The 20,590-nt window shown below is 32.2% G+C and carries 20 protein-coding genes and 1 pseudogene; all 21 read right to left on the bottom strand.

The genetic code is table 11. The features are described from left to right. Positions 1 to 92 precede the first annotated feature (92 nt). Positions 93 to 422 (bottom strand): YpoC family protein, encoded by a 330-nt coding sequence (locus BTM19_RS01940; protein WP_029377269.1) that lies wholly within the window; start codon positions 420 to 422, stop codon positions 93 to 95. 5 nt (positions 423 to 427) lie between these two features. Continuing rightward, on the bottom strand, positions 428 to 1,087 hold the full coding sequence (gene nth, locus BTM19_RS01935) for an endonuclease III (RefSeq protein WP_029377268.1): 660 nt from the start codon (positions 1,085 to 1,087) through the stop codon (positions 428 to 430). Further along, positions 1,077 to 1,763, bottom strand: a complete 687-nt coding sequence (locus tag BTM19_RS01930; RefSeq protein WP_029377267.1) for a DnaD domain-containing protein — start codon at positions 1,761 to 1,763, stop codon at positions 1,077 to 1,079. The genes nth and BTM19_RS01930 overlap by 11 nt, the downstream gene beginning before the upstream one ends. An 85-nt stretch (positions 1,764 to 1,848) precedes the next feature. After that, on the bottom strand, positions 1,849 to 3,141 hold the full coding sequence (asnS, locus tag BTM19_RS01925; protein ID WP_029377266.1) for an asparagine--tRNA ligase: 1,293 nt from the start codon (positions 3,139 to 3,141) through the stop codon (positions 1,849 to 1,851). 92 nt (positions 3,142 to 3,233) lie between these two features. After that, a complete protein-coding gene (locus BTM19_RS01920; RefSeq protein ID WP_038678509.1) occupies positions 3,234 to 5,933 on the bottom strand; it encodes a helicase C-terminal domain-containing protein in 2,700 nt (899 codons plus the stop codon). A gap of 29 nt (positions 5,934 to 5,962) precedes the next feature. Then, a complete protein-coding gene (locus BTM19_RS01915; RefSeq protein ID WP_038678511.1) occupies positions 5,963 to 6,934 on the bottom strand; it encodes a biotin--[acetyl-CoA-carboxylase] ligase in 972 nt (323 codons plus the stop codon). After that, complete coding sequence (locus BTM19_RS01910; protein WP_029377263.1) at positions 6,927 to 8,126, bottom strand: CCA tRNA nucleotidyltransferase; 1,200 nt, start codon at positions 8,124 to 8,126, stop codon at positions 6,927 to 6,929. Before BTM19_RS01910 ends, BTM19_RS01915 begins: the two co-directional genes overlap by 8 nt. Then, on the bottom strand, positions 8,119 to 9,267 hold the full coding sequence (bshA, locus tag BTM19_RS01905; protein ID WP_029377262.1) for an N-acetyl-alpha-D-glucosaminyl L-malate synthase BshA: 1,149 nt from the start codon (positions 9,265 to 9,267) through the stop codon (positions 8,119 to 8,121). The genes BTM19_RS01910 and bshA overlap by 8 nt, the downstream gene beginning before the upstream one ends. A gap of 31 nt (positions 9,268 to 9,298) precedes the next feature. Continuing rightward, positions 9,299 to 9,616, bottom strand: a complete 318-nt coding sequence (locus BTM19_RS01900; RefSeq protein WP_017724504.1) for a nucleotide pyrophosphohydrolase — start codon at positions 9,614 to 9,616, stop codon at positions 9,299 to 9,301. A 300-nt stretch (positions 9,617 to 9,916) separates the two neighbouring features. Then, the gene (locus tag BTM19_RS01895; RefSeq protein ID WP_029377261.1) at positions 9,917 to 10,612 is read right to left on the bottom strand and encodes a zinc metallopeptidase; all 696 of its coding nucleotides are present in this window, start codon (positions 10,610 to 10,612) and stop codon (positions 9,917 to 9,919) included. Between the two features lie 36 nt (positions 10,613 to 10,648). After that, positions 10,649 to 11,251, bottom strand: coding sequence for a DUF1405 domain-containing protein (locus BTM19_RS01890; protein WP_029377260.1), 603 nt, complete (start codon positions 11,249 to 11,251; stop codon positions 10,649 to 10,651). A 4-nt stretch (positions 11,252 to 11,255) separates the two neighbouring features. Beyond that, a pseudogene (locus BTM19_RS01885) lies at positions 11,256 to 11,815 on the bottom strand (YpiB family protein). An 18-nt stretch (positions 11,816 to 11,833) separates the two neighbouring features. After that, a complete protein-coding gene (locus BTM19_RS01880; RefSeq protein WP_038678513.1) occupies positions 11,834 to 13,081 on the bottom strand; it encodes a tetratricopeptide repeat protein in 1,248 nt (415 codons plus the stop codon). 4 nt (positions 13,082 to 13,085) lie between these two features. Then, on the bottom strand, positions 13,086 to 14,384 hold the full coding sequence (gene aroA, locus BTM19_RS01875) for a 3-phosphoshikimate 1-carboxyvinyltransferase (protein WP_099265710.1): 1,299 nt from the start codon (positions 14,382 to 14,384) through the stop codon (positions 13,086 to 13,088). A gap of 9 nt (positions 14,385 to 14,393) precedes the next feature. Further along, positions 14,394 to 15,461 carry a 3-dehydroquinate synthase gene (gene aroB, locus BTM19_RS01870; protein ID WP_029377256.1) on the bottom strand — a complete coding sequence of 356 codons (1,068 nt, stop codon included), beginning with the start codon at positions 15,459 to 15,461 and terminating at the stop codon, positions 14,394 to 14,396. 38 nt (positions 15,462 to 15,499) lie between these two features. Continuing rightward, positions 15,500 to 16,666, bottom strand: a complete 1,167-nt coding sequence (gene aroC, locus BTM19_RS01865; protein WP_029377255.1) for a chorismate synthase — start codon at positions 16,664 to 16,666, stop codon at positions 15,500 to 15,502. A 323-nt stretch (positions 16,667 to 16,989) separates the two neighbouring features. Further along, positions 16,990 to 17,439, bottom strand: a complete 450-nt coding sequence (ndk, locus tag BTM19_RS01860; protein ID WP_029377254.1) for a nucleoside-diphosphate kinase — start codon at positions 17,437 to 17,439, stop codon at positions 16,990 to 16,992. A 149-nt stretch (positions 17,440 to 17,588) separates the two neighbouring features. Beyond that, complete coding sequence (locus BTM19_RS01855) at positions 17,589 to 18,542, bottom strand: polyprenyl synthetase family protein (RefSeq protein ID WP_172606477.1); 954 nt, start codon at positions 18,540 to 18,542, stop codon at positions 17,589 to 17,591. A 25-nt stretch (positions 18,543 to 18,567) separates the two neighbouring features. After that, positions 18,568 to 19,269 carry a demethylmenaquinone methyltransferase gene (locus BTM19_RS01850; RefSeq protein ID WP_029377252.1) on the bottom strand — a complete coding sequence of 234 codons (702 nt, stop codon included), beginning with the start codon at positions 19,267 to 19,269 and terminating at the stop codon, positions 18,568 to 18,570. A gap of 1 nt (position 19,270) precedes the next feature. After that, positions 19,271 to 19,843 (bottom strand): heptaprenyl pyrophosphate synthase subunit A, encoded by a 573-nt coding sequence (locus BTM19_RS01845; protein ID WP_029377251.1) that lies wholly within the window; start codon positions 19,841 to 19,843, stop codon positions 19,271 to 19,273. Positions 19,844 to 20,165: 322 nt separating this feature from the next. Beyond that, complete coding sequence (locus BTM19_RS01840; protein WP_002483248.1) at positions 20,166 to 20,438, bottom strand: HU family DNA-binding protein; 273 nt, start codon at positions 20,436 to 20,438, stop codon at positions 20,166 to 20,168. Positions 20,439 to 20,590 lie beyond the last annotated feature (152 nt).

Here is a 20,590-nt window from a genome sequence, read left to right as displayed (position 1 = left end):
GTTATGGATTAACTATTGTCTTAGCTGAGATAAAAAAAGGCACGGTATTATCAAAGGAATTAAACATTTCCAATGAACACCGTGCAGATTAACTATTTTTTATTTTTACGACGAATTTGATAAGATGCATTCATTTTAATGAGTTCTGACTTTAAGGTTTTCATTTGACTATAACCCATAAAGTGATATTTTCTAGCAATCATATAATTGTAGCGCTCTTCAAAATTCATCGGAACAACAGGATATTGATCTAGGTCTTGAAATTGAAGCTTATCAATATTATTTATTTGTTTAAAATATTGTTCGATTAAATCAAAGTAATCATCTAGTAAGGCTTTCGCTTCATTAGATTTTAGTTGCTTTACTTTTGCAAAATGATCAAGTTGATCTTCTAAATTTGTAAAATCCTCTTTTGTAATCATTATATTTACTCCTCTTTCACACTAGCTTTATAACGCTTTTGCCCTTCTCTACATTCTTCAAATAAAGGACAGACATCACATTTAGGACTTCTTGCTAGACAATGATAACGTCCAAAAAAGATGAGTTGATGATGTGTTTTATTCCAACGCTCCCTGGGAACTACGTTACATAATTTATCTTCTACTTGCCTAACGTTGTCTTTCCATCTGCAAATACCTAAGCGTTTAGAAATACGTTCAACATGAGTATCAACAGCTAGAGATGGCTCGCCAAAAGCAACACTCATGACAACATTTGCTGTTTTTCTTCCGACACCTGCTAAACTTTCTAGTTCGCCATGTGTTTGTGGAATTTCGCCATCAAATTTGTCTAAAAGCGATTTACATAATTTTTGTATATTTTTAGCTTTGTTTCTATATAAACCAATTGTGCGAATATCATTTTCTAATTCTGAAATATCTACATTTAAATAATCCTCAGGTGTTTTGTACTTTTCGAAAAGTTTATCTGTTAATTTATTTACAGAAATATCTGTAGTTTGAGCAGATAATAATACTGCAATAGTTAATTCGAAAGGATTATCATGCTTCAGTTCACATTCAGCATTTGGAAACATCTCAGCAATAACGTTTACCATTTTTAATGCTTTTTTGTTACTTATCATTTGGATTCTCTCCATTCAACCAATCAAATTTGGGTACTTTTGTTACGGTGTGCTTCATTTTAGGTTGATTAAATTGACGACTAATTTTTTTCGAGTCTTCTATCGTTTTGACATTATTCTTCTTCCAATTGAGTAGAATGCGATCCATGTATTTAAAGCTTAATTTGTTTTGACTTGTTGCTTCATCAAGTGCTGCTTGAATCACACTTAAATCATGTTTATCAACATCTAACCATTGATTTAAAGTTTCCATTTCAAACGGAGATAATGGCCGTGCAAAAGCTTGTTCAATTTGTTGAAATAATGTATTAAAATCTACTTCAGATTTTTCTTCATCGTTTTGAACTTCCATTTTTTCCATGATTTCACTTAATTTATTATAAAATGGATCCAGATTCATGTATTCTGTGAATTTTCCTTCTTCATCTTTATTTACTTTAAGTTCTAGCAAATCACTTTGAATTAAACTTTGAATGACAGAAGTAATTGCTCTGGAATCTAGAGATGTACCTTGTTGCAATAATTCGATGGAAGGCTGTTTGTTAGATGTTTCTGAGGCATAAATGAGTTTAATTAAAATTACTAATTCAGTTTCATTTATACCTAATTGATCATAGTTATTTAGTAGTTCGTGTCTAATAATCACCGGTCTAACTTTAAGTTGTTCTTTATTCAAATATGCGCCCTCCTTTTTATTAATTCCGTTATAAAAACGTCCAGCCATAAATATTAGACTGGACGAATGTTGAAATATATAATGCTTATGGATATAAACGATTTAATAAACGTGGGAATGGAGCAGTTTCACGAACATGATCTACTCCTGATAACCAAGCTACAGTTCTTTCTAAGCCTAAACCAAATCCACTATGAGGCACACTACCGTAACGACGTAAATCTAAATAATAGCTATAACTTTCAGCATCTAATTCAAATTCACTTAAGCGTTGTTCAAGTAGTTCGAGATCGTTAATACGTTCTGATCCTCCGATGATTTCACCATAACCTTCTGGTGCGATTAAATCAGCACATAAGACAGTGTCTTCATTTTCAGGATTTGGTTGCATGTAGAATGGTTTAATCTTTGTTGGGTAATTTGTGATGAATACAGGTAAATCATAATGGTTGGCAATTGCAGTTTCATGCGGCGCCCCAAAATCTTCGCCCCATTCAATATCATCAAAGCCTTGTTCTTTTAAGAATACAACAGCATCATCATATGTGATACGTGGAAACGGCGTTGATACTTTTTCTAATTTTGAAGTATCACGTTCTAATGCGTTTAATTCTAATTTACAGTTATTTAAAACAGATTTAACAACGTGTGTAACGTATTGTTCTTGAATTTCTAAGCTTTGGAAATGTTCGCAAAATGCCATTTCTGGCTCAATCATCCAAAATTCAATAAGATGGCGACGTGTTTTTGATTTTTCAGCACGGAATGTTGGTCCGAATGAAAATACTCTACCGTGTGCCATAGCTGCGGCTTCCATATAAAGTTGACCGCTTTGAGATAAAAAGGCATCTTGATCAAAATATTTTGTATGGAACAATTCGCTTGTACCCTCAGGTGCACTTGCCGTTAAGATTGGTGGATCAATTTTTGTAAAACCATTATCATTAAAGAATTCGTAAGTTGAACGAATAATTTCATTTCTTATTTTCATAACTGCGTGTTGTTTTTTCGAACGCAACCATAAATGACGGTGATCCATCAAGAATTCTGTGCCATGGTTTTTTGGAGTGATTGGATAATCATGAGCTTCTGAAATGACTTCAATAGATGTAACTTGCATTTCATAACCGATATCTGAACGATTATCTTCACTGATGACACCTGTGATATAAAGTGAGCTTTCTTGAGTAATCTCTTTAGCTTTTTGGAAAGTATCTTCATCAACTGCAGCTTTCGCAACAACACCTTGCATAAATCCAGTCCCATCTCTTAATTGCAAGAATGCGATTTTACCACTTGAACGTTTGTTTGTTAACCAAGCGCCTATTGTAACTTCTTGGTCGATATATTCTTTTGCTTGTTTTATCGTTATATTCATAACCAGTCTCCTATTATATTGTAATTTTCTATGCTTTATCCTTATATATTTTAACAAAATCCATATATAAGTTCTAGTTGTGAACGCAATGTTTATCGGTTATTCTCATCTTTTTTTAATTTTTTAAGGATGCTCGAAAATTGTTTGATATCTCCTTTATTTTGTCGATAACTTTCTAAAGATTGCTCGAAAAATTGTTTGTAGTTACTTCTAATTAACCGATCATCAAAAGATACAATAATTCCTTTATCATTTTCATTACGTATCAATCTACCCAGTCCTTGTCTGAAACGTGTGACAGCGTCCGGTAAAACATATTCTTTAAAAGTTGATGTAAACTCTGATTCCATAAGCCAATATTTAGTATTGTTTTGATTCATAAATGGCAATTTAGCAATCATGACACATTTAATTCCGTTTGATTCAAAATCAAAACCTTCGAAAAAAGTTCCCGTGCCCAGTAATATTGCTTTATTAAAACTATTAAATTGCTGAACTATTTTATAATTTTGATTTTGTTGTTGTGTCAATATGACATAATCCTCAAATTCAGGTAATTCATTTAATAATTCTTGTACCATGTGCATCATTTTATAACTTGTAAAAAGTATCAAACATTTAGATTCGATGATATTTACGTATTCAATCACATAATTGACGATTGAACTTACGTAATCATTAATATTTTTATAATTATAAGACGTTACATCATTTGGTATGAATACTGTAGTTTGATTTTGAGACATTACAGTAGAGTCTATTTCATAAGTATTAAAGTTTATATCTTTATTAAACCAATGTTTGAAATTATCAAACGTATGGTTAAAAGTTAATGTACCTGAAATGAAAGTGAGTGAATTAAATTTATCTAACACTTGTTTTGTTAGTATTTCTTTCACCCCATAATCTTTCACATTTAATTTAATCGTTGATTTTTGATTTAAGTTTTTGATTGAAAGGTAACTTGTATGGTTGTTTTTGAGACTTTGCTCAATTTCTTTAAAACGGTCATTAATATATAAAAATTGCTTGCGCACAGATTTAATTGATTTATGACTCATTCCATTGAAAAATTCCAATGTCATATTTAATTTATGAATAATAGCATGTAAATCATTTAATATTGGTGTGACATCAAAGTGATAAACGAAATGTAGTTTATGAACTTCGTCATCCTGAATTTCTGAAGCTTGAATGATATCATACATTGTTGAGAATAGTTTTTCATTCAAGTCGTGAATTTCATTGACTGTAGTTTTTAAACCAAATACATCTATTGGTGGTATATCTAATTTCTCTAATATTCTTTGTTGTTCTAAATTATCAATAGATCTAAGAAGTTTTTCATTTTCTGTCTTACCTATTAAGCCTAGTTGGTACTTAATATCTGAATAACTGAGTTCGTTTGTAACTTGATTTAGAGCGTAATCTGGTAATCTGTGTGCTTCATCTATAATGCAGTCATCAAATAATTGATAAATTGAATTATCATGTGCAGCATGTATTAAATGTGCATGATTTGTAATACCTATTTGTATATTTTGTGCATTGCGCTTAATGAAATTGAAATAATTAATGTCATTGCGGACAGGTACATATGTTTCTAATTTTTGTTCGAAATACATCTTCTGTCCGCCTTTTAAATCTAATTCTTGTATATCACCTGTAGCTGTTTCTGTTATCCATATAAGCAATTGCATTTTTAAAATACTAACTTCATAGTTGCTAGAATCTTCTTTTAATATTTGACTAATCAAGCCTAATGAAATATAGTCTCGCTTACTTTTAATTAAAGTTGCGTTAATTTTGAAATCTAGCGCTCGTTTTAACGCTGGAATATCTTTTTCTAACAACTGATTTTGTAATAATTTGGTATTCGTAGAAATCATTACATGTTTGCCAGTTTCTATATTATACATGAGAGAAGCTAGCAAATAGGCAAATGATTTTCCGCTTCCTAAAGGAGCCTCAATCATTGCTTTTTCACTGTTCATGAGTTGTTCTAAAATAATTTCAGACAGATATAACTGTTGTGGTCGATATGTTAAACCTAACTCTTTAGTTATGTGTGTGTATAGTTCTTTTAATGTCCCACTAAAATTAACAGTCGGTGCTTTAAAGTCGATTTGCTTTTTATATATAATTTGTTCGAATTGCTCATATTGTTTATCTAGAGATTGAACGCTATGATTTCGTACCATTTCGAATAAAATATCATGTAAATCATATTTTAAATTTTTGCTGAGATAGTAAAGTTGTTTAAGTGTATCTAAAGGGAGTGATTCGAATTTGTCAAAGGCCATCACCATTAATTTTGCTGTTGTTGCAGCATCTTCATCTGCCCTATGTGCATTTGTTAGAACAATGCCGTGAGACTCTGCTAATTCACTTAATTGATAGCTTTTGTCTGTTGGAAAGGCAACTTTAAATAGTTCCAAGGTATCCATAACTTTTTTGGGGCGGTATTTAATATTGCAATTTTTAAACGATTTTTTTATAAAATTCAAATCAAAAGCGACATTATGTGCAACAAATATACAATCTTCTATTTGCTTGTATATATCTTCTGCAACCTCATGGAAATATGGCGCTTGATTTAACATGTCTTCTTCTATTGACGTTAAAGCTTGAATAAAAGGAGGAATTTCTAAATCTGTTTTTATCATTGAATGATAAGTGCCAATAATTTTATTTTCCCGCACAAATGTAATACCTATTTGAATAATTTCATCATAATCTAATTGATTACCTGTTGTTTCTAAGTCGACAACAGCATAACACGTTTTTGTCATATCGATTCCTCCTTTCATCATTATTTTGTTTATATTTCGATATCTGCACTCATTAATTGATGTCGTTGGTTATGTTCATCATTAACAATTAAATAGCCGTTTTTGTCAATATCTATTGCTTCACCTTGGAACTGATTATCGTTTTCAGTGAATTTTAATTGCTTATCCCAAATGTTGGATACTTCTATATATTCTTGACGAATTGTGGCAAACGGCTCTTTTAAAAATTGTGTGTAACGATATTCTATTTGTTGTATAAGTAATTTTAAAAATTCGTAGCGATTTACTTTTTCATTTCCTTGTATACGCATACTCGTCGCTTTTTGTGACAATTCACCCTCAAAATCTGTCTGTGTTTGGTTCATATTGATACCAATACCACAAATAACCGCTTCTATACCATCACTGTTGGCTACCATTTCTGTTAAAAAACCACAAACTTTTTTATTATTAATATAAATATCATTCGGCCATTTAACAGAAACTGGAGCTTCACTAAAAGCTTGTATAGCATCACGAATTCCCAAAGCCATAAATAAATTAAACTTTGTAATCATATCAAACGGAACATTTGGACGTAATACAATTGACATCCATAAACCTTTTCCTCGTGTGGATAACCATGGCCTATTAAAACGGCCTTTGCCTTTGGTCTGCTCGTCACTAAGTATTAAAAATGTATCAGTATTTCCTACTAATTTTTGTTTTGCTAATAACTGTGTGGAATCTACATTTTCAAATACTTCAACATGCTTAAATAGCTGCTGTGTTTTTATACTAGGTATAACAATTCCACTATACCATTTATCTGGTAGTTGTATTAACCGATGACCTTTATGATTTATTGATTCGATTTGACAACCTTCTAATTTTAGTTGATCTATAACTTTTTTTACAGCAGTTCTGGAAATTGATAACTGTTCAGCGATAAATTGACCTGAAATATATTCAGGTTGATATTGATACAACATGTGTATCACATCTTTACTATATTTAGACATGTGTTTTCACCCACTTTATTAGTTCAGGTTTATAATTGTTCACTTCACCTGTTATAATGGCACACTCAATTTCTCGTAATGTTGATTTGAGCCACGGTCCACTGGGTTTATCAACTAATGCTAAAATATCTTTGCCGTTGATATCCATTTCTTTTCTCGAGTGTATTGGCAGTACTTGCGCCATTCCTACAATTGCTCTGCTATTTATGATAAATGGAGAGTTTGTTGCTATCTGATTTTCTCTAAAAGTATCAGCATAACTCAATACTTCTAATATATCTTCTTTACCATAATCATAAACAAATAATTTAAGTTGTACTTTTGTTTGTACTTTAGGCATATTTTCTATTATTTGAACGACTTTATCAATATATTTCTTCTCTTGGTTGCTCATTTTCAAATCTGAAATATTTGAAGTCATGTCAGGTTGTTGAACTTTTAATAATGCAATAAATACTGTAATTGGCATTGGTTGTTCAATGGTAACTTTCGATAAATCAAAATGTTTAAAAAATGGCATGTAAGAAAATGCTTGGAATTGCCTTAGGTTGTTAAAACTTTGTTTAATAGCATTGCCAAGCATTAACTTCTTAAGTTCAACAACGATTCGTTCAATTGATAAATGACAAATATCTGAAATATGTTGTTCCATTGCGTTATAAGTATCAATATCTAATTCAAAACCTAATTGAGATTGAAAACGTAGTCCTCTAATGATACGAAGTGCATCTTCATTAAAGCGCTCTGACGGATCACCCACGGTTCTGATTATTTTATTAGCAATGTCTTGTTGTCCATGAAAGTAATCATGTATTTGATACTGCATATCCATAGCAATCGCATTCATCGTGAAATCTCTGCGCTTCACATCTTCAAATAAATTCCTTACAAAATAGACCTCGTTGGGTCGGCGGTGATCGATGTATTCACCTTCAGCACGAAAAGTTGTCACTTCGTATTGTTCACCCTGGTAAACAACATTAATCGTGCCATGTTCCCTACCTATGGGAATAGTTTTTTCAAATACCGACTCGATTTCATCTGGAGTAGCACTTGTTGTGATGTCAATGTCGTGAATTGACTTATTCATGATATAGTCTCTAACAGACCCACCTACAAAGTATGCTTGGAAATTGTGTGATTGTAGACTTTCTAAAATGGGTTTAGCTTTTTCAAATAAAGTATTAGTCATTGTTACCCTCTAACATTTTTTTGTAGTAATATTCATATTGATCTGCAATTAAATCAGATGAGAAACGAGCTGATACATCTTTCAACATATTTTCTTGAATGCATTTATAAAGTTTTGCATCTGTTAATAATTTAATTGCGTATTCACTCGCTAGTTTACTATCTCCAACATCCACTATAAAGCCAGTTTCATCATGTTTAATGACTTCTTTTATACCTCCTGCTGTAGAACCAATAGGAACCACGCCAGATTTCATAGCTTCTAGTAAAGTCAGCCCGAAACTTTCCTTTTCGCTTAAAAGTAATACCAAATCTGATATTTGATAGAACTCACTTACCCAATTTTGTTTTCCTAAAAATAAAACTGCGTCTTCAATATCTAGATCACGTGCTTTCTGCTTCATATCCATTAATTCTGGACCATCACCTAATAAGATTAACTTTGAAGGTATCGCTTGATGAACTTTTGCAAAAGTATCTATAATTGTATCAATTCTTTTAACTGCTCTAAAGTTAGATACATGTATTAATACCTTTTCACCTGGCTTTATACCATAACAAGCTTTCAAACGTTCACCCTCCTCTGTTGCTTGATCTGGTTTAACAGGAAACTCTTTCTCTCTAACGAAATTATATATTGGAACAATGCGTTTATCTGTTTCAATGATATCGTATGTTTGCTCTGCAAGTGATTGACTTACACTTGTAACGATATCACTACCTTCTATGCCGAATTTAATAGCATTTTTTAATGAATGATCATAGCCTAAAACGGTGATATCTGTACCGTGAAGTGTAGTCATAATTTTTATATCTTTATTAGACATATGTTTTGCTAAAATACCACATACTGCGTGAGGAACTGCATAGTGCATATGTAATAAATCTAAATCATATTCATTAATCACTTCTGCTATCTTAGTACTTAGTGTAATATCATACGGTGGGTATTGAAAAACTGCATATTGATTCACTTCTACTTGGTGAAATGTAATATTTGGTAATGGTTTACGTATTCTAAAAGGAATATTGGAAGTGATGAAATGAATATCATGTCCACGTTCAGCAAGTTTTATGCCTAATTCTGTAGCTATAATGCCTGAACCACCCATAGATGGATAACAAGTGATGCCTATTTTCATAAGGCGGAACATCCTTTCTTAATTGTTTATATTATTTACGTTCAAATCTATTTTTATCTCGAGTATTAAATTTTTCCATTGTTTCATCAAAGCTTTCAGTTAAATCTATATCTAAAGAATTCGCAATACACATTAATACGAATAGATTGTCACCTAGTTCTGCTTTAATTGTATTTTCAGCTTCTGACGATTTTTTCTTTTTTTCACCATAATAATGGTTAATTTCTCTCGACAATTCACCTACTTCTTCAGTTAGACGCGCAAGGTTTGCCAAAGGAGAAAAGTATCCAGTTTTGAATTGACCAATATAGTCATCAACTTCTGTTTGCATATCTTTCATAGATTTCATTTTAAACGCCTCACATTCCTTTAGGTTTCTTATATAGTATAGACTAATTTTATGTTTCATGCATTATTCCTGCAACACTTAAGGCTTATGACATACACATTTAAATAAATTAATTAGCTAGTATAATTTGTGGGATTTCAAAAGTGTTTCTTGATATTTTATATGGTGTCAAAGATGTTATGACATACTGAACTTGAGTTAAACAAAGTAACCTATCAAATTTAGCATAAAAAAGGAGGCTAAAACATTTTTATAATGTCCTAGCCTCAAATATTAGATTCTATTACTTTATTCATATTATTATTCACTAGATCTAGCGATAAGGATAAATCTTGCAAGTTCCGCTAAAGCTACTGCAGTTGATGCAACATAAGTCATTGCTGCAGCTGTCAGCACTTTTTTGGCATGACGATATTCCTTTTCATTAACAATGTTTAAGCTTTGAATTTGTTTCATAGCTCTACTACTTGCATTGAATTCAACCGGCAGTGTAACAATAGAGAAAAGAACAGCAAATGACATGAATGCAATTCCTATCCAAAGTGCAGTTGAACCTAACGTGCTTTGTAAACTTGTTAAAATAATACCTGCAAAAACGGCTAAATAACCAATTGAGCTACCAAGATTTGCCAGTGGTACTAACGATGTTCTAAATCTTAGGAAGAAATAACCTTGCGCATGTTGGATTGCATGGCCAACTTCATGAGCAGCAATAGCTGTACCAGCAACAGAAGGTCTACTAAAGTTGGCTGGCGATAGTACAAGTATCTTTTTTCTTGGGTCGTAGTGGTCAGTTAAGAAACCTTTTCCTTCTACCACATCAACATCATAGATACCATTTGCATGCAAAATTTCTAAAGCAACTTCTTGACCAGTCTTTCCACTTGTTGATCTAACTTGTGAATATTTTTCGTAATTAGATTTAACTTTATGCTGTGCCCATAGAGGCAGCACCATTAAAATAACAAAGTATATAATCATATAGATAAAAGACAAAAACCTCACTCCTTTATAAACATTTTACTGTGAACATCAATGACGGTCAAATATTTTATCTTTTTTAAATCGAGTTAAATATAAATAAAGTATTAATGGAATTACGCTTAACCAAAACGCGAGGTAAGCAACAGCTTCTAAATGACTTGCAATAAAATCATAATAAGGATATTGCATAAATACATAATCTATAATGTCATTATGAAACACCCATATCATAGCAATAATAAAACTCATCATTGAAATTTTAAATCTCGGATAAAATATAAATGCTTCGATAGCCATAATACCATGTGAGAGTATGAGCATACATCCTGTGATTGTAACTGTGTCATATTGAATAAACATGATTATATTCATTATAACTGCCCAAACTCCGTATTTAATAAGTGAGACGAAAGCAAGAGCTTCAAACACTGGGATGTTCTTACCTAATATGAAAGTAACAAGTACGAAACATAAAAATAGTGACGCGGTCGGACTATCTGGTACAAATATTTTAAATTGAGTTTCAGTAATACTTAATTGCTCACCGTACCAAATATAACCATAAATTGTGCCTAACAAGTTACACAAAAGTAAAAAGTATAGTATGCCTTTGTGATACAACATTAATTCCCAAAGTGATTTTATATTCATACTGTCAATCCTTCGTTGTTATATTTACATTTCTTAACTTAAAAGTATTAAGGATTTGTGATAATTGATAAAACAAATCGCTATCATGTAATTGTAAGCTTAAATCAATATTATCCTGTAAATGTGTGATAATAGAAGATTCACTTTGTTTTGAAAGCGGAATTTGATAGATGTCTTGAATATATAAAGCATAATATGGTGAATGTAATAATTGTTTAATGAGTAAGTCATCTAATCTCGCTTCCCTATCTTGTTTAACATTAAAATTCAGTTTAATATCAAAGGATAATTGATTGAGAGCGATATGCTCGAAAATCTCATTACTATTAATCAATTCTTGGTTTTTATAATTAAATTTAATACCATATTGCTCAGTGTGTATCATAGAAATTTCAAGCGTATTATGTGCATCGATACGTTCATCTACAAATGTACATTTTGTAGTAATTCTGGAGAAGATTTAAGCAAGTTCAATACCCATACACTAATCCTAGACTTGAATTCATATTGAAAGAGTAAATACTCTATGAAAGTTGCTTTTGATTGCTGTAGGGTATCAAACATTTAACTCACCTTCCTATACTAGAAAGACGCCAGTCTTTCTGCTTCATCATGCCATGTTTCATTAGATGGTTCTAATTCAACTAATTGGTCTAATAGCTTTTTAGCTAACTCAATTTGACCGATTTCTATTACATAAAAATAATAGTCGCTTAAAAATGCAGATTGTGTTTGTAACGTGTCGTATGCTAATTCAAAGAAATGCTGTGCTTCTTTATCACGTTCTTCTTGCCCTAATGCATATGCAAGATGCCACATAAATACTGGATCTAAGTCTTCTTCATCTACATATTTCAATAATCCAATAAGTGACTCATAATCTTCTTCTTGTCTATATAAATCACTTAATATCAATAATGGTTCCTGGTACGCGTTATCAACTTCGAGTGCTTGAATTAGTAATTGAACACCTTCATTAGCGTCGCCATGTTCTATTTGGATGCTACCAGTTGATACCATTAATTCTTTATAGAATTGTGTTAATCTTAATCCTTCTTTACCAATTTCAATCGCGTCGGCGTGATTATGCTCGTTTTCATATAACTGTTGTAAATAGAAATATGCTTGCAGAAAATCAGGATCTTTAGATAATAATGTTTGAACTAATTTAATAGCTTCTTGTGAGAGATCATTTTTTTCGTAAGCGATAGCTTTTTTGAAATAATCTTCTGAATCCATTTCATCTTCGCTAATTTCATCAAACATTTTAATTGCGTCACTATAGTTACCACTTTGCAAGCTGCAATCGGCTAAACGAGAAAATAGATTTACACCATTCACTTCATATTCACCCGTTTCAAGCACGGTTTCATATTCTGAAGTTGCACGTAAATATTGTCCGTCAAAGTATAATATCTCAGCAAGTGCGTAATGTATGATTGGATCATTTGGCTCAATATCAATCGCTTCATCAATCTTACTAATTGCAACTTCAAGCATATTTAATTGTTGATATAAGTCTGCTTCAAGCATTAAGCGTTCTGTTGATATTTCAACTTCACTTAAATATTCTAAAGCTTCATCTGTATGATTTTCAGCCATTAATCCTTCGATAAAGTATATTAGTAATTCACTTTCATCAGGATATTTATGGTAAAGGGTACGGAATACTTCTAGACCTTGTGGCATCAATCCATAATTATATAATGTTTCACCTAGAATAAATAAAGCATCGTCCTTTGGGGAACTTAATGCATCATTAACACGTGTATCTAGGTTCTCTAATTTTTGTAAGTTGATATCATCTATTAATTTATAGATATCTTCCATGCTTTTATCCCTCTTTTTCTAATTGTTTTAACTTTGGTAAGAATCCTGGGAAAGAAACATTAACTGCATCAAATTGATTAATTGTAATTGTCTCATCGGTTAAAAGTGATGCAACTGCTAACATCATACCTATTCGATGGTCTGTAAAGCTATCTACAGTTGCAGATTGTTCTAAAGCAGATGGATGAATAATCATGCCATCATTAGTAGGTTGTAACATAAAACCAAGTAAATTCAACATATTAGCGGTTGTATCAATTCTATTAGTTTCTTTTACTTTTAATTCTTCAGCTTCTTTAACTACACTCGTACCATTAGCTTGTGTACAAAGCAAAGCAATGATAGGAATTTCATCGATTGCTCTAGGTACTAAGTCACCATCGATATGAATAGGCTTCATGTCTGGAGAGTATTGAACTCGTATGGATGCAGTTGGTTCTGGTCCATCAGTTTGATTAAATAAGGTAATATTCCCTTCCATTTGTGTCACGATATCAATAATACCTGAACGAGTTGGGTTAATGCCAACATTGTGTATTGTAATATCACTTCCAGGTGTTATCAAGCCAGCAACAATAAAATATGCTGCTGAAGATATATCACCTGGAACATGAAAATCTGCAGGTTTGATATGGTCAATGCCACGTGCAGGCATACTTATCAATTTGTCTTTTGTAGAAACAGGGATTTGATATTGTTGGAACATCGTTTCTGTATGATTTCTAGAAGTATCAAATTCTTTAATAGTTGTTGGCTCTTCAGCGAATAAACTTGCAAATAGTATTGCACTTTTAACTTGTGCGCTAGCAACTTCCATTTCGTATGCAATACCTTTGATTTTAGCAGGTTTGATAATTAAAGGCGTATAGTTGTTATCGATGCCTGTAATATTGGCTTGCATTAATTTTAAAGGCTTCATAATTCTGTCCATTGGTCGTTTGCCTATTGATTCATCACCAGATAGCACAGTTTCTATGCCGAGACCGCTTAATAAACCAGCAACCAAACGTGTGGTTGTACCAGAATTACCTGTATATAAAACTTGATGAGGTGTTTTAAAATGCTTAAATCCTGGTGAATTAATATCTATTTTATCTTCGGATACTTTAATATCAGCACCTAATAACTTAAATATTTCAACAGTACGTAAACAATCTTCACCAAGTAGTGGTTTATATATTGTTGATTTTCCTGAGGCTAAAGAACCGAGCATAATTGCTCTATGAGTCATGGATTTATCCCCAGGTACTTCGATTTCACCGACTAACGGTCCGTTAATGTCTATCGTCTTACTGTTTGCCAAATCAGTCACCTACTTATTAAAATATGTTTTAAATGTTGCAAAAGCTTTAGAAAGAGTCGTGTAATCAACGTGTTTCACAATTGGATCTCCAATATCATTGAGTAGTACCATTTGCACACCTTGTTCATCATTTTTCTTGTCATTTAGCATTAATTGATATAAAGAATCAAATTCTAAATCGTTAACGATATCTAATGGATAGTTTAAATCACTTAAATAATTCACATAATGTGCAATATTAAATGATTTGTTTAGTGCTAAATTCGCAACTATAAATTGAAAAACAATACCTATCATAACAGCATGACCATGTGGAATTTTAAATTTATATTCAACGGCATGGCCAAATGTATGTCCCAAGTTAAGAAATTTGCGGACGTTTGATTCTTTTTCATCTTCTACAATGATGTTCAATTTTGTTTGAACGCCTTTGTATAAATAATATTCGATTTCATCAAGTGATTTAAGTGCTTGTTCATCCGAGTACTGCGCCTCAATATGATTTACCGATTCAATATCATTTAATAAAGCGTGTTTATATACTTCTGCATAACCACTTAAAATTTCTGAATAGGGTAATGTACTTAAAAAATTCAAATCATAAATGACTGCTTTAGGTCTATAAAAAGCACCAATAAGATTTTTGCCATGTTTAGAATTGATTCCAACCTTACCACCCACACTCGAATCATGAGCTAGGATGGTAGTTGGTACTTGAATAAAATCGACACCTCTTAATAAAGTTGCGGCAAGGAACCCAGTAAAGTCACCAGTAGCGCCACCTCCAATAGCTATTAAACAAGTGTTTCTAGTTAGTTGTTTACTCAACAACGATTCAATCGTTTCTTCATAAAACGATAGCGTCTTCGTTGTTTCACCAGAAGGTATGATAAGTTTATGTGCTTCATGTTCACTGGCGATGAAGTCAGTGATATGACTCCATTCATTTTCAACTTTTTGATCAATAACAAGGACAACATCTTGATAATTTTTAATATATTCATGTAATTGATCGAGGGCATGATGTTCAATGATAATTGGATAGTTATTAGATTTATAAGTGGTTTCTAATTTCATATAATCACCTAATTATTTCATAAATTTTAATTTATTGATTAGTATTCAATATTTAATAAGCGACGTTCCTTGATTTGTGATTGTAATTGTTCAATGTGATTACATTGGAACTCTTCGAGTAATGCTTTTGCTAATTCAAAAGCGACTACGTTTTCAACAACGACACTTGCAGCAGGTACAGCACAGCTGTCAGAACGCTCAATAGACGCTTTGAATGATTCTTTAGTATTAATATCTACTGAGTTTAAAGGTTTGTAAAGCGTAGGAATAGGTTTCATTACACCGTTGACTACGATAGGCATACCATTAGACATACCACCTTCAAAACCACCTAAGTGATTTGAACCTCTATAATAACCATTTGTTGTATCATATAATATTTCGTCTTGTATTTCGCTACCTGGCTTCTCTGCGGCTTTGAAACCTTCGCCAAAACTTACACCTTTGAAAGCGTTGATACTTACTACGCCTTGAGCAATTCTACCATCAAGTTTGCGATCGTAATGTACATAACTACCTATCCCAACAGGTACACCTTCTATAATAGTTTGAACTACCCCGCCAATTGTGTCGCCAGCTTTTTTAGCTGCATCAATTTTGTCGCGCATAGCTTGTGCAATTTTATCATTAACAACGCGCACATCATTTTTATCAATATTAGATTTAATTGTATCGATATCATATTCTATGTCATCTTTAATGCCACCGATTTCTACTACTCTGCTATAAAAATTAATATCTAGTTGTTTGAGTAATATTTTAGAAACTGCACCAACAGCAACTCGAGCAGCTGTTTCTCTTGCTGAAGAACGTTCTAAGACATTTCTTAAATCTCTGTGATTATATTTCATACCACCGATTAAATCTGCGTGTCCAGGACGAGGTTTAGTAATTACACGTTTCATATTGTCTTGGTCTTCTTCACTGATTGGATCTGCACCCATAATTTTTTTCCAATGTGTAAAGTCATCATTAGTTACTATAAGCGTAATAGGGCTTCCTAAAGTATAGCCATTTCTTACACCAGATACGATTTCAACAGCATCTTTTTCAATTTGCATACGTCTTCCACGGCCGTAACCGCCTTGTCTCTTAAACATTTCTTCATTGATGTCAGCAACATTGATTTCTAAATTTGCTGGAACACCTTCAATAATTACAGTTAACTGTGGTCCGTGTGACTCACCAGAAGTTAAATATCTCATACTTTACCCACTCCGTTCTTTAGTACTTTAAATTGTTATATGTTCTATATCTTATCATATTCAATTGTTCAAATTAACAGAAAAATTTACAAATGAAGAATCTTCTTAAATTTTTACGGTTAGAATGTTATTTTTTAGTGTAACATTTAAACATTTTTATTAATATTGAATTTTGCTTTTTTTAGTTTTGATACCATAATTTTAATTAATTCGACATGTTAAAATACAAAAAACGATGATGTTTACCCTATATCGGTATACATCATCGTCTATCTATAGTTTAAGACAATCTAATCTTGAATTTTGTTTTATTAGTAATTTAATTATTCATATAACCATGTTTCACGTGACGCAGTATAATCACTTAATTCGTCTGATTTAAACCAAAGATTAATTTCTTTGTTAGCTGATTCTACTGAGTCTGAACCATGAATGATGTTTCTGCCTACAGTTAAACCTAAGTCTCCACGAATTGTACCTGGAGTTGCTTCTGACGGGTTTGTTTTGCCGATGATGTGACGAGCAACATTCACAGCATCTTCCCCTTCGACAACCATTGCAAATACTGGTGCTGATGTAATGAAGCTAATTAAATGTTTATAAAAAGGTTTATCTGTATGTTCTGCATAATGTTCCTCAGCAAGTGCTTGTGGTACAGTCATAAACTTACCACCTACAAGTTTTAGCCCTTTTCTTTCTATACGAGAAATAATTTCTCCTACTAGATTTCTTTGCACTGCATCTGGTTTAATCATTAAAAATGTTCTTTCCATTGTGTGTTTATCCCCCTGTTTGTTATGTATCAATGCACTTTGGTTTTTGAACAATATATTTTTATATATGTATCAAAATAAAAGTATGTTTTGAAGCACATTAATATATTAACAGGTAATTAAAGCGCTTTCAATGCTTTTCACACAAGTTACACATTTCTTTTTCCAACTTTTTTAATTAGTTTCTTAAATAATGGTTTTGAATCTTTATTTTCCAATTGATCAATTAAGTTAAGTGCCTTATCCAAATACTTGTCGCTGATTGCCTGGGACTGTTGTATGACATCAGAATTCTTCACATGGTTAATACAATAGTCAAACGTTTCTTGACTACTATTCGCATTTAATTGCTGTATAATTACTTTGAATTCCTCGTTATTTCTCATCTCAAGCAGTACTGGAAGTGTAAGGTGGCCGTTCATTAAATCACTACCAACTGGTTTACCCAATTTTTTTTCAGTGCTCGTGAAATCTAAGATATCATCGACAATTTGAAAACTCATACCAATATAGTGCCCTATCAATTTTAAATTGCGAATTGTTTTAGCATCTGCTCCCGAAGCAATCGCACCTACTTCTGTAGATAATTGAATAAGCAATGCTGTTTTACGATTAATTCTTCGCAAGTAGTTAATAATTGTTTGATTGCCATTGAATTGGTCCTGGAATTGATATAACTCGCCCATACAAACTTCTACAATTGCACTTGATATGACGTTATGTACACGAGTATCTTCGATGTTAGATATGTGCTCAAGTCCGCGAGCTAATAAGAAGTTACCTGTAAGTATAGCTGTATTCTGATCCCATTTTTTAGCTATAGTTAAGCTACCTCTTCGTTTATCACTTTTATCTATAACATCATCATGTACCAGCGTTGCCATATGAATAAGTTCAAGTGCTACCGCAACACGATAGACTTCTTCGTTTCTTTCTTTGCCAAATTGGCTACTTAAGATTACAAAGGCTGGTCTAACACGTTTACCTCCCGATGCAAACAAGTGATATGACGCTGATTCAAGAATTTGGTCGTTACTTTTTATAGATTGTTCTAATTGCTTTTCAATTTTTTTTATTTCACTATTCATGTTTAACTTTGCCACGCTAATCACCTTTGGTTGATTCATTTTATTTATAGCCAAGGTGCATTGCTGCAACGCCACCTGTAAAGCTACGGACTTTTATGTTGCTGAAACCAGCTTGTGTAAACAAGCGTTTCAATTTTTCTTTATCTGGGAAATCGAATGTAGATTGTTGTAACCATTCGTATTCGTCTTTGGACTTAGCAAATATTTTACCAAATATAGGCATTACAAATTTAAAATAAAGTTTATAGCATTGTTTGAAAACTGGTGTCGTTGGTTGACTAGTTTCTAAACAAACCACCATGCCGCCAGGTTTTAAAACGCGGTTTAATTCTTTTAAAGTTGCTAAATAATCAGGAACGTTTCTTAAACCAAATCCAATAGTCACGTAATCAAACTCGTTGTCTTCAAATGGTAAATTCATCGCGTCGCCATGTACAAGTTTTAGATTATGCATGTCTGATGTCTTGCTCTTACCTACTTCAAGCATATTTTCGCTAAAATCAACGCCAATCACTTCGCCAGTTGGCCCTACTGCTTTGCTTAATGAGATAGTCCAATCAGCAGTACCACAACACACATCTAGTGCTTTGCTACCAGGTTTGACATTCATTTCTTTCATAACACGTTTTCTCCATGTCTTATGCTGTTCAAAGCTAATGATATTGTTGAGTCGATCATACTTACCAGAAATATTTTGAAAAACATTGTGTACTTGTTCTTTTTTTGCTTTATTATCTGCCATGTTAATTACCTCTTTTTGAATGTATTTCAGCTTTTAATTTATCTATAAAACCATCTAGTTTTTCTTTAGAAAATTCGCTTAAGTAAGAAGGATGATGTTCAGCTAAACTCGCTATCATTTTGTCATTGATAAAATTAATATTAACGTCGGGGACATATCTTTTAATCGTAATAAACGGAAAAGTATTTTCTACTTTTAAAATATAGTCACTGATGTCATTGTTATCAATTGCGGTATGATGAATAGTAGATTTCATTTCATTTACTTCAACAATTGCTGTGCTAATTTCTTTTTGATAAATTGGGTCATTGAGTTTTGCTAATAATGTATAAAAATGAGCGCTTAATAAGTCGCCAATTAAAATAGATTTCTTAGACGATAATGTAGTCGAAACTTCGTCTAGGTGACGCATCGCGGTATCTATTGTGAGGCAAGCTAATTTAGCTTCTTGAGGTATATCATAAGAATCAAGTATTTCTGCTAATGCTTGATTGATATAGATTGGTTCATAATGATTTACACTGCTGAGTCGCTGTGCAATTTGAGTTTCTAATATGCTGAATGTTGTTTCCATGTTCACACCTCACGTTATTATCCATATACATATTAACATTATATAGAGAAAAATAAAATCAACGTAAATCAAAGTAAAGGATATTTATGTAATATATATTTAAAATACTCATTTATTTGTGTAATAGAGTAATTGTTATATGTAAAGTTGTTCGATAAACTCATAAATTTTCAGTAGTTGTATTTCCACAATTATTTAAAATCGCTACTTCGAATGATATCACAATTATAAAGTTAAAAGATATATGATTTAAAGCTTTATAAAAAATTCTCTATAAAAAAAGAAAAAGCCCCTATAAAAGGGCTTTACTTTAAGTAAAGAATTATTTTACTGCGTCTTTTAAAGCTTTACCAGCTTTGAATGCTGGAACTTTGCTTGCAGGGATATCAATTTCTTTACCAGTTTGAGGGTTACGGCCTTTACGAGCAGCGCGTTCGCGTACTTCGAAGTTACCGAATCCAATTAATTGTACTTTTTCACCTTTAGAAAGTGATGATTGAATTGATTCGAATACTGCGTCTACAGCTAAGCCAGCTTCTTTTTTAGTTAAGTCAGCTTGTTCTGCAACAGCATTGATTAAATCTGTCTTGTTCATTATGAATTCACCTCCCCTAGGGTTAATAATGATAACTTAATATCATTATGCTATGACTTTAACACAACGATTACTGCTACTGCAATGATTTATGCGCAAAAAACGTTGAAATAATAGGATTTTGACAGTTAATTGATATAAATTAACTAAAA

This window comes from Staphylococcus xylosus (assembly GCF_002732165.1).
Taxonomy (GTDB): Bacteria; Bacillota; Bacilli; order Staphylococcales; family Staphylococcaceae; genus Staphylococcus; species Staphylococcus xylosus.
Note: the sequence above shows the minus strand (reverse complement) of the source record. Positions and strands in the feature narration are given on the sequence as shown.

Coding starts and splice junctions, on each gene's coding strand:
- ndk (WP_029377254.1), bottom strand. CDS start 17,439: ATGGAAAGAACATTTTTAATGATTAAACCAGATGCAGTGCAAAGAAAT.
- aroC (WP_029377255.1), bottom strand. CDS start 16,666: ATGAGATATTTAACTTCTGGTGAGTCACACGGACCACAGTTAACTGTA.
- BTM19_RS01880 (WP_038678513.1), bottom strand. CDS start 13,081: ATGGAAGATATCTATAAATTAATAGATGATATCAACTTACAAAAATTA.
- BTM19_RS01845 (WP_029377251.1), bottom strand. CDS start 19,843: ATGGAAACAACATTCAGCATATTAGAAACTCAAATTGCACAGCGACTC.
- aroB (WP_029377256.1), bottom strand. CDS start 15,461: ATGAAATTAGAAACCACTTATAAATCTAATAACTATCCAATTATCATT.
- BTM19_RS01915 (WP_038678511.1), bottom strand. CDS start 6,934: ATGTCTAAATATAGTAAAGATGTGATACACATGTTGTATCAATATCAA.
- BTM19_RS01890 (WP_029377260.1), bottom strand. CDS start 11,251: ATGAATATAAAATCACTTTGGGAATTAATGTTGTATCACAAAGGCATA.
- BTM19_RS01910 (WP_029377263.1), bottom strand. CDS start 8,126: ATGACTAATACTTTATTTGAAAAAGCTAAACCCATTTTAGAAAGTCTA.
- asnS (WP_029377266.1), bottom strand. CDS start 3,141: ATGAATATAACGATAAAACAAGCAAAAGAATATATCGACCAAGAAGTT.
- bshA (WP_029377262.1), bottom strand. CDS start 9,267: ATGAAAATAGGCATCACTTGTTATCCATCTATGGGTGGTTCAGGCATT.
- BTM19_RS01900 (WP_017724504.1), bottom strand. CDS start 9,616: ATGAAATCTATGAAAGATATGCAAACAGAAGTTGATGACTATATTGGT.
- nth (WP_029377268.1), bottom strand. CDS start 1,087: ATGATAAGTAACAAAAAAGCATTAAAAATGGTAAACGTTATTGCTGAG.
- BTM19_RS01840 (WP_002483248.1), bottom strand. CDS start 20,438: ATGAACAAGACAGATTTAATCAATGCTGTTGCAGAACAAGCTGACTTA.
- BTM19_RS01920 (WP_038678509.1), bottom strand. CDS start 5,933: ATGACAAAAACGTGTTATGCTGTTGTCGACTTAGAAACAACAGGTAAT.
- BTM19_RS01850 (WP_029377252.1), bottom strand. CDS start 19,269: ATGGCAGATAATAAAGCAAAAAAAGAACAAGTACACAATGTTTTTCAA.
- BTM19_RS01940 (WP_029377269.1), bottom strand. CDS start 422: ATGATTACAAAAGAGGATTTTACAAATTTAGAAGATCAACTTGATCAT.